Origin of the sequence: Streptomyces sp. SID5785 (assembly GCF_009870065.1) — a bacterium.
In the GTDB taxonomy this organism is placed as follows: Bacteria; Actinomycetota; Actinomycetes; order Streptomycetales; family Streptomycetaceae; genus Streptomyces.
Genome location: NZ_WWIA01000839.1, coordinates 1 through 8,228 on the forward strand (window position 1 = coordinate 1; position 8,228 = coordinate 8,228).

Genomic DNA, 8,228 nt, shown 5'->3' on the forward strand with positions numbered 1-8,228 from the left:
AGCGCGAGGACCGCCGCGAGTGCCTCACGGACCGCCGCCTGGTCGTCCGCCACGATCACGCGCAACCGCTGCTGCTGCTCGGTCTGTTCACTCATCGGGGATCACTGCCTCCACCTGCCAGCCACCTGCGTCCGGTCCCTCGGCGACCGGCCCGGCGGTGAGCGTGCCGCCCAGCAGAGCGACCCGCTCACGCATGCCGATCAGGCCCATTCCGCTGCCGAGGCCTGCGCTCACCTTACGGGTGGCCGGGCTGTTGCGGACCGTCAGTCGCGTCTGCGCCCCGGCGAACCCGAGTTCCACGGTGACGCGTCCGCCGGGTGCGTGCCGGCCGGCGTTGGTCAGGGCCTCCTGCGCGATCCGCAGCAGGTTCTGCGTGTGCCGCGCCGGCAGCTGACGCACCGTGCCGGTGACGCGCGGGCCGTCGTGGTGCCCGGACGACTCCATCATCGCGGTCAGGGTCTCCACCAGCGGCAGGGCGTCCTCCCGCAGAGCGCGCACCGTCCACTGGGCCTGCTCGAGGCTCTTCCTGACCAGGCCGTGCGCCGTGCGGTTCGCCGCCCGGGCCTTGTCCAGGTCACCGGTCTCCAGGAGCGCGTCGGCCAGTTCGAGCTGCATGTTGATCCCGGCCAGCGAGTGCGCCAGGACGTCGTGCACGTCGCGGGCGATCCGGCTGCGCTCGCTCAGCACGGCCGCCCTGGCCTCCGCCCGCGCGGCCCGCTCCGTGGAGGCGGCCGCCTCCACCACCGCTTCCAGGGCTTGCTGCCTGCTGCGGCTCAGGATTCCGGCCACCACCGGGAGACCGGTGCTCAGGCCCAGGCCCCAGGGCAGTTCCGGATGCCCCGAGCCGATCCCGAAGTACAGCACCGCCGCGCACAGCACACTGCTCGCGACCGCGAGCGGGAGCGACCACCGCAGGGGGAACCGGTAGCCGCTGTGGCCGACGAGGAAGAACGCGAACAGGTAGCTGGATCCCTCGCGGCTGACGCCGATCAGTGCGGCCGCCGCGACGATGCCGACCGCGATCCCCGCGAGGACCGTCCGCGGGGACAGCCGGCCCGGGGGCAGCTGGCGGGCCAGCAGCGCCGCCGAGCACACCACGAGCAGCGCCGCCACGAGCAGCCCGCGACCGCTCACACCCAGTGGCCGGACCGTCACGAACCCGAGGGCGATCACCGCCAGGGTGACAGCGCCGTGCGTCCTGGGGTCCCCCCGCGTCACCGCCAGGCGCTCCGCCCTCGGGGAGGGCTCCGGTTCCGGGCGAGTCTCGGGCGCTGTCACGGCGCGACGATAGCTCACTGTCAGGCACCGCGGCGGACGCTCAGTGCGGGGCCGGCCACGGCCGCCTCCTGGCCCCGGTCCACCATCCGGCTGCGCAGGTAGATGGTGGCGAGTCGCGTGACGACCTCCGTGAGCGCCATCAGGACGAACGCGGCGACCCACGCCTGGTCGCTCGTGATGTGGTGCGTCACGCTGAACCGGGCCACGTGGGAGGCCCCTCCGTGCTCCGTCCACAGCTGGAAGCCCATCCGCGCTCCCATGCCGACCACCCACAGGGTCGCCGAGACCGCGCCGGCCTTGATCAGGAGGTGCTTCCCCGACACCCGGATGCGGGTGTAGACGCCGCCCGCGATGCCGAGAACGGCGCCGACCGCCACCAGCGACCCGATGAGCACGAGGTCGTTCCCGCCGGTCGGGACGGAGTCGAGGTACTGGCTGGCCACGAAGGCCACGATCCCGAGCGGGATGAGGAACGTCTTGAGGTCCAGGCGCCCCTCCCGCAGCTGCCGGAAGACAACCAGGAGGAGCGCGATGTCGGTGATCCACTCAGTCGAAGTCATGACCCCAGACTGCTCCGGCGCGGATCTCTCGGCGTGGACCCACAGGTGGACCTCCGGGTGGACATCCACCCCCACCCCTCAACCCACCCGCCCGGCGGCGCGGGTCCGGCCGGGGCGACGGGTGCCGAACTCGCTCGTCCCCCTGCGTCACCTACTCGCCGACAGCACCGTCGATCGCTTCGCGCAGCAGGTCGGCATGGCCGTTGTGCCGGGCGTACTCCTCGATCATGTGCGTCAGGACGTAGCGCAGGGAGATCGTCACGCCGCCGCGCTCCACGGTGTCGTCCAGGGACGCGAAGGACGACACGACCGCGCGCGACCGGGCACACTCCTCCTCCCACGCCGCGAACGCCTCGTCCGCATCGGCGTCCTCGACGCGGAACTCCGCGTCCCTGCCGCCCGCCGCACCACCCCAGAGCGGCTCGACGTCCTCGCCGTCCAGAGCGAACCGGAACCAACTGCGCTCGATGGACGCCGCATGGCGCACGAGGCCCAGCAGCGTGAGTGCCGAGGTGGGGACCGCCCGGCGTCTCAGCTGCTCACCGGTCGTCCCACGGCACTTCATCGCGAGAGTGGCCCGCTGGTAGTCGAGGAACGACGTGAGTGACGTACGGTCGTCGGCGGCCATCGAGGGGTGTACACGCTGGTCATCATCCACCGGCCCGATGATGGCAAGGGCACACTCCAGACACCACCCGGGCGACGAGGCCGAACTCCCGGACGCCGCACCGCTCGCACGCCACGAGGAAGGTAGAGCCGCCATGATCCTCCCGAAGATCCGTGACCCGCGCTTCATCACGATCCGCCGGGGCGGCACCCTCACGGACCCCGATCACCACCTCCTCGCGCTGTGGGCGGCGGCCTGCGCGGAACACGTCCTCCCCTGCTTCGAGGCGGCCAGGCCCGACGATCCGCGCCCCCGCGAGGCCATCGAGCACGCCCGTGCCTGGGCGAGCGGCGACGTACGGATGATGCAGGCCCGTGCGGCAGGCGGCCACGCCATGGGCGCCGCCCGGGACCTGCGCGGGGCGGCACGGCACGCCGCGTACGCCGCCGGCCAGGCCGCCGTTGTCGCACACGTCGCCGCACACGAACTCGGGGCGGCCGCCTACGCGATCAAGGCCGCGCGCGCCGCAGCCCCCGAAGCCGAGAGCGTCGCCGCCGGTCGACGCGAGTGCCGATGGCAGCGAGACCGACTCCCGGAAGCGATTCGCGACCTCGTCCTGGACGACCAGCGCCTGAGGAACGACATCTGCTGGTCGGTCTTCACATGCTGACCACGGATCGGGCTCCTCGCGGCGGGCGAGGGAGGCCGCTTCACCACACCTGACGGCCCCTCGGGCGGACGCGGAGCCACGGCCCGAAGTGACCCGCACCCGCCACCCCGCGCCGTCCCACCGCGGCCCCTCCAGAGCCTTGCGGTCCACGCGCTGATCTGGCACTTCACCCTCCTCAGGCTTAGGCTCGGCAGCCACCGGAGGGGGCAGAATTGGACCGGACCGTGGTCACCATCGACGATGTACTGACGCTCTTGGACGGGCTCTTCGCAGCGGACTCGGAGGACGGCGTTCTGGCAACAGGCGACGGCGCCGACTTCTGGGACGGCTTCTACAGCGACCGCGCTCGGTCGGTCCCGTTCTTCGTGTCGAAGCCGGACGAGAACCTGGCCTCCTGTCTCGACCGAGGCCTGATCCCTCCTGGCCGCGCCCTCGACCTGGGATGCGGCCCCGGCCGCAACGCCCTCCACCTCGCGGCGCGCGGCTTCGAGGTGGACGCCGTCGACCTCTCCCCGGTCGCCGTCGCGTGGGGCGAGGAACGAGCGCAGGAGGCCGGAGCGGCCGTCCGCTTCCTGTGCGGTGACGCATTCGCGCTCTCCGCAGCCGAGTTGAGTGGCCCGTACGGACTCGTCGTCGACTCGGGGTGCTTCCACCATCTGCCGCCGCACCGCCGGGTCACCTACCTCGCCTTCCTCGAGCGGGTCCTCGCCCCCGACGGCCACCTGGTCCTCACCACCTTCGCCGCGGGCGAGGGCGGCATGGGCTGCGCAGCCACGGACGCGGACCTCTACCGGCAGCGGGACCTTCAGGGCGGCCTCGCCTACACCCCGGAGTCGCTGCGCCGGATCTTCTCCGACCTGGAGGAGGTGGAACTGCGGCGCATGCGGGAACAGCCCGCGACGTCACCGCTGTTCGGCGTGCCGTTCCTGTGGACCGCGTTGTTCCGCCGAGGCGTGAGCACCACGGGCGGTTCCTCGCTGCTCACCTCTCCTGAGGCGTAGCGCCGCGACGCGAGGCCAACCGGTCGACGAGACGGGCCTGCACCCCGCTCCACTCGGATCGCACGACGGAGTACATGGCGGAGTCGCGCAGTCGTCCTTCCTCGCCCGGCACCCAGGACATGGACCAGTTGCGGAGCACGCCCTCGAAGGTCGCGCCGAGATTCTCGATCGCCTTGCGCGATCGCTTGTTGCGGGCATCGGTCTTGAGGTCGACCCTGGCCACGCCGAGGCGTGCGAAGGCGTGCCGCATGAGCAGCATCTTGGCTTCGGTGTTGATGCCGCATCCCTGCGCGGACGCGCCGAGCCAGGTGAAGCCGATCTCGACGGCGCGCAGCGCGTCGCCGCCCGGATAGTGGCGCGGATCCCAGTACGCCGTGCAGCCGACGGCGCGGCCGTCGGTCCGGCGGATCTGTGCGAAGGGAACAAGCCCGTGCGCCATGCGACCGAACTGGGCCTCCACGTAGCCGGGACCTGCGCGGCTCGTGGAACGAGAGTGAAGTCGTAGCTGCTGCGGTCCTCCTCCGCCGCTCGCGCGAGATCCTCGGCATGGTCGAGGGAGAGCGCTTCGAGCCGGACCAGGGAACCGGTGAGCGTCGGCACGTCGAACCAGGGACGCGGTCGCACGGGATGCCACTCCTCATCGTTCCTGGCGTCGGCACCTTGCGATGGTGCTGGTGCAGGTTGCCGGACCGTCACAGGGCCAGGTCCCTCGAGGTCCTCTGGATGAACCCATCGATCCTGACCACCCGCGAGCGGAGCCGTCAATCGGGTTTGCACCGCCAGGGCTCCCGCCCTGCCGGACACGCAAGGGGTGCGCCCGACCGCATTCCGTGACGGTTCCGTTCCGGTGGGCCGGGACGCCGGGGCCCCGTCAGACACCGAGTCGGCTCCTGGCCGGTCGTGATGTTTGAATGACCTGTCGGTCCGACTGAGCAAGGAGAACACAGTGCCCCTGGTGTCCGTCGTGATGCCCGTCTACAACTCAGCGGCGACGCTCGGCCCGGCCGTGCGGTCCGTGCTCACGCAGACCCACGGCGACCTCGAGCTGCTGGTCACCGACGACCAGTCGTCCGACGAGTCCATGGACCTGCTGACCGAGTTCGCCCGGAACGACGAGCGGGTCCTGCCGCAGCGGGCACCCGAGCGCGGCGGCGCCGGCAAGGCGCGCAATCTCGCGATCGAACGCGCCAAGGGCGACTACATCGCCTTCCTCGACAGCGACGACATGTGGCTGCCGGAGAAGACGGAGCGGCAGCTCGCCTTCGCCGCGGAAGGCAGTGCGCCCCTCACCTTCACGTCGTACTTCAAGATGGACGCCGACTACGCCGGGGAGAGCGTCGACTTCGTCCCGAACGGTCGGGTGATCCAGGCCCGGGAGCACGTGGACTACCGCGCCATGCTGGTCCGCGACTACATCGGCGCGCTCACCGCGATGTACGACCGCAACGCGCTCGGCACACGGCTCATGCCCGAGATGCGCAAGCGGCAGGACTACGCCCTGTGGCTCTCGATCATGCGGGACGGCGCCGATGCCAGGGGCCTGTCCGAGCCGCTCGCGGTATACCGGGCCCACCAGGCAGGCTCGCTGTCCTCGAACAAGCTCTCCCTCGTCCAGTACAACTGGCAGCTGTACCGCGAGCACGAGCACCTCTCCGTGCCGCGCGCCGGGCGGGCACTGGCCGGCGCGGTGTGGCAGTCCCTGCGCAACTCCCGGATCTGAGCGCGGCGGCGCGCTAGCCCCCTTCACGCCCCAGCCGGCGGGCGAGGTCGAGCAGGTCGTCCAGGTGCAGCACGCGGCCGTCGAAGCCGGGCAGCGGCACATGGAGCGGCTCGGTCCAGCGGGCGGGGACGGCCTCGATTCCGTAGTACGCCCCCGCGAGGCCTCCGGTGACGGCGGCGACCGTGTCCGTGTCGCCACCGAGTTCGATCGCGGCACGTACGGCGTCCTCGAAGCCGGTGGTCGTGCGGAGGGCCCACACCGCGGAGCCCAGGCAGGGCCAGACGGCGCCGTTGAACTCGGTCGCCTGCTCGGGGTGCCAGTCGGGCGCGAGGACGGTGGCGTAGCGGTCGCGGTGGTCGGCGTGGACCTCCGCCAGGATCGCCGGGAGCGCCGCGACCGGGTCGCCGCCCTCGAGCGTGACGCGGACGAGTTCGTGGAAGATCGCGGTGCCTTCCCAGGCCGTGGGGTCACCGTGCGTGAGAGCGGCAATGCGGCGGGCCGCCTCCATCGTGGCCGCCCGCCCGGCGGTGGCGCAGTGGACCGCGGAGGTCGACGCCCGCATCAGGGAGCCGTTGCCGGCCGCCCGCTCGTTGATCCGGAAGTGGGTCGTGGCGGCGAGGTCCCAGGGCATGCCGTTCGTGAGGACGTCCTCGGTCTGCAGACCGATGTCCTTCGGCTCCGCCGCCGCCCACCGCTGGAAGCGGGCGAAGACGTCCGGCAGGTCCAGCCCGCCGCGCTCCAGCAGCGACTCGGCGACCAGGACGGCCATCTGCGTGTCGTCGGTCGCCTCACCGGGGTCCCAGCCTCCGCCGCCGCACATCTCGCCACCGGCACCGGGCACGGGAAACCGTGCGGAGAACGCCCCTTGGGGACCGAACTCGAAGGGACCGCCCAGCGCGTCCCCCACGGCCGAGCCGACGACGGCACCGGCGACGCGGTCGGCCCGCCCGATCCACTCGCCGCCCGGCTCGGCCTGCTCGGCCTGCTCGGCCTGCTCGGCCGGGTCGACGTGCCCGCTCCGCTCGACGTGCTCGCTCCGCTTCATCGGCGCAGGCTATCCGCGCACACAGGTCCGTCGACACACGCCGTGTCGCGTCCGGCGACAAGCCCGCGAGCCGGCGCTGCCGTCGCCCGATCCAAAACCCGGCGCCAGAACGGCGGGCGCACTGCAAAACTGTCCCGATGATCGCCATACCTCCCGCCGCACGCGACTCCTTGAACGGGCTGGCGTTCGGCGACGCCTTCGGGGACCGATGGTTCGGCATCCTGCGCCGGGACGGCTCGGCAGCCCTCGACGCCCGGACCCTGCCCGCGGAGCCGCTGTGGCGGTGGAGCGACGACACCGCCCAGGCGGTCGTCCTGGTCGAGGAACTCGCCGAGGGTGACGGAGCCGTCGACCAGGACCGGCTCGCCCAACGCCTCGCGACGGCCTACGTGGACGACACCCACCGTGGCTACGGTGCCTCGATGCACGACGTGCTGCGCCGGATCCACGCGGGCGCGCCCTGGCGGGAGGTGGTCGCCGGCCAGTTCGAGGGCCAGGGCTCATGGGGCAACGGCGCCGCCATGCGCGCCGCCCCGCTCGGCGCATGGCACGCCGGCGACCTCGACATGGCTGCGGAGCAGGCCGCCCTCCAGGGCGCGGTCTCGCACCATCATCCGGAGGCGGTCACGGCGGCGGTGGCCGTGGCCGTCGCCGCCGCTCTGGCCACGCGAAGCAGAGGTGAGGACGCCCCGTCCGGAGCGGACTTCCTCCAACAGGTCGCCGACCGACTCCCCGTCAGCGACGTCCGGTCGGGGCTGCGGGTCGCCGCCCGCATGCCGGCACACACCTCTGTGCGCCACGCCGCGCAGGTCCTGGGCTCCGGCTACCGGATGTCGGGCCCCGACACCGTCCCCTACGCGCTGTGGTGCGCGGCATCGCATCTGGACGACCTGCACGAGGGCCTGTGGTGCACCGTCGCCGGACGCGGCGACATCGACACCACGTGCGCCATCGCGGGCGGCGTGATCGCCGCGCGCACGGGCGTCGCCGCGCTGCCCCCGGCATGGCATACGGCCCGCGAGCCACTGCCGCCGTTCGTGACGGAGTAGGAGCGAGCGCAGGAGGCCCGGGCCCGCCGCTGCACGCGCCGGGTCAGGGCGCCGGTCGGGGATCACGCCGGCCGCGTTGCAGAAGACGGGCCTCTGCCAGAACCGCGGCGTCGATCTGCGCCGGTGTTCTCCCCCCGTACTCGACGAGGTCGTACTCATCGTCGAGTACGGCCAGTGCTTCCGCCAGGGGCAGTGCGTGCCCGAAGCGCTGGTGCGTGCGGAACGCCAGCTCGCGCGGCGTCAGCCCGTCGGCCAGTGCGCGGGCGGCCAGTGCCCGGACCGCAGCCTCCTGACCGGC

Annotated in this window: 8 protein-coding genes, 3 pseudogenes and 1 riboswitch; of the genes and pseudogenes, 4 read left to right on the forward strand and 7 right to left on the reverse strand. The window is 72.4% G+C overall.

What is annotated here, in order from left to right; genetic code table 11:
* The 4 genes and pseudogenes from GTW43_RS27045 to GTW43_RS27060 all read right to left on the reverse strand — a co-directional run.
* Window positions 1-95 (reverse strand): annotated as a pseudogene (locus tag GTW43_RS27045) (DNA-binding response regulator); the annotation flags it as partial.
* Window positions 88-1,218, reverse strand: coding sequence for a histidine kinase (locus tag GTW43_RS27050; RefSeq protein WP_161304583.1), 1,131 nt, complete (start codon window positions 1,216-1,218; stop codon window positions 88-90). The pseudogene GTW43_RS27045 and the gene GTW43_RS27050, both read right to left, overlap by 8 nt.
* Window positions 1,219-1,298: 80 nt before the next feature.
* A complete protein-coding gene (locus tag GTW43_RS27055) occupies window positions 1,299-1,838 on the reverse strand; it encodes a hypothetical protein (RefSeq protein WP_161304584.1) in 540 nt (179 codons plus the stop codon).
* Between the two features lie 151 nt (window positions 1,839-1,989).
* Window positions 1,990-2,496 (reverse strand): DinB family protein, encoded by a 507-nt coding sequence (locus GTW43_RS27060; RefSeq protein WP_343246130.1) that lies wholly within the window; start codon window positions 2,494-2,496, stop codon window positions 1,990-1,992.
* A 103-nt stretch (window positions 2,497-2,599) separates the two neighbouring features.
* On the opposite strand from GTW43_RS27060, the gene GTW43_RS27065 reads away from it, so the two are divergent.
* Both GTW43_RS27065 and GTW43_RS27070 read left to right on the forward strand, forming a co-directional pair.
* Entirely contained in the window at window positions 2,600-3,115 is a 516-nt protein-coding gene (locus GTW43_RS27065) for a putative immunity protein (RefSeq protein ID WP_161304585.1), read from the forward strand.
* 212 nt (window positions 3,116-3,327) lie between these two features.
* A complete protein-coding gene (locus GTW43_RS27070; RefSeq protein ID WP_161304586.1) occupies window positions 3,328-4,116 on the forward strand; it encodes a class I SAM-dependent methyltransferase in 789 nt (262 codons plus the stop codon).
* Here GTW43_RS27070 and GTW43_RS27075 read toward each other — a convergent pair.
* A pseudogene (locus tag GTW43_RS27075) lies at window positions 4,097-4,740 on the reverse strand (GNAT family protein). The gene GTW43_RS27070 and the pseudogene GTW43_RS27075 sit on opposite strands and share 20 nt — an antisense overlap.
* Before the next feature lie 10 nt (window positions 4,741-4,750).
* Window positions 4,751-4,846: riboswitch (SAM riboswitch) on the reverse strand.
* A gap of 216 nt (window positions 4,847-5,062) precedes the next feature.
* Between GTW43_RS27075 and GTW43_RS27080 the strand changes: the two are divergent.
* Window positions 5,063-5,836 carry a glycosyltransferase family A protein gene (locus GTW43_RS27080; protein WP_161304587.1) on the forward strand — a complete coding sequence of 258 codons (774 nt, stop codon included), beginning with the start codon at window positions 5,063-5,065 and terminating at the stop codon, window positions 5,834-5,836.
* A 13-nt stretch (window positions 5,837-5,849) separates the two neighbouring features.
* Here the strand turns inward: GTW43_RS27080 and GTW43_RS27085 are convergent, their stop codons facing one another.
* On the reverse strand, window positions 5,850-6,788 hold the full coding sequence (locus GTW43_RS27085; protein WP_161304590.1) for an ADP-ribosylglycohydrolase family protein: 939 nt from the start codon (window positions 6,786-6,788) through the stop codon (window positions 5,850-5,852).
* A gap of 230 nt (window positions 6,789-7,018) precedes the next feature.
* On the opposite strand from GTW43_RS27085, the gene GTW43_RS27090 reads away from it, so the two are divergent.
* Window positions 7,019-7,930, forward strand: coding sequence for an ADP-ribosylglycohydrolase family protein (locus tag GTW43_RS27090; RefSeq protein WP_161304588.1), 912 nt, complete (start codon window positions 7,019-7,021; stop codon window positions 7,928-7,930).
* A gap of 43 nt (window positions 7,931-7,973) precedes the next feature.
* Here GTW43_RS27090 and GTW43_RS27095 read toward each other — a convergent pair.
* A pseudogene (locus GTW43_RS27095) lies at window positions 7,974-8,228 on the reverse strand (hypothetical protein); the annotation flags it as partial.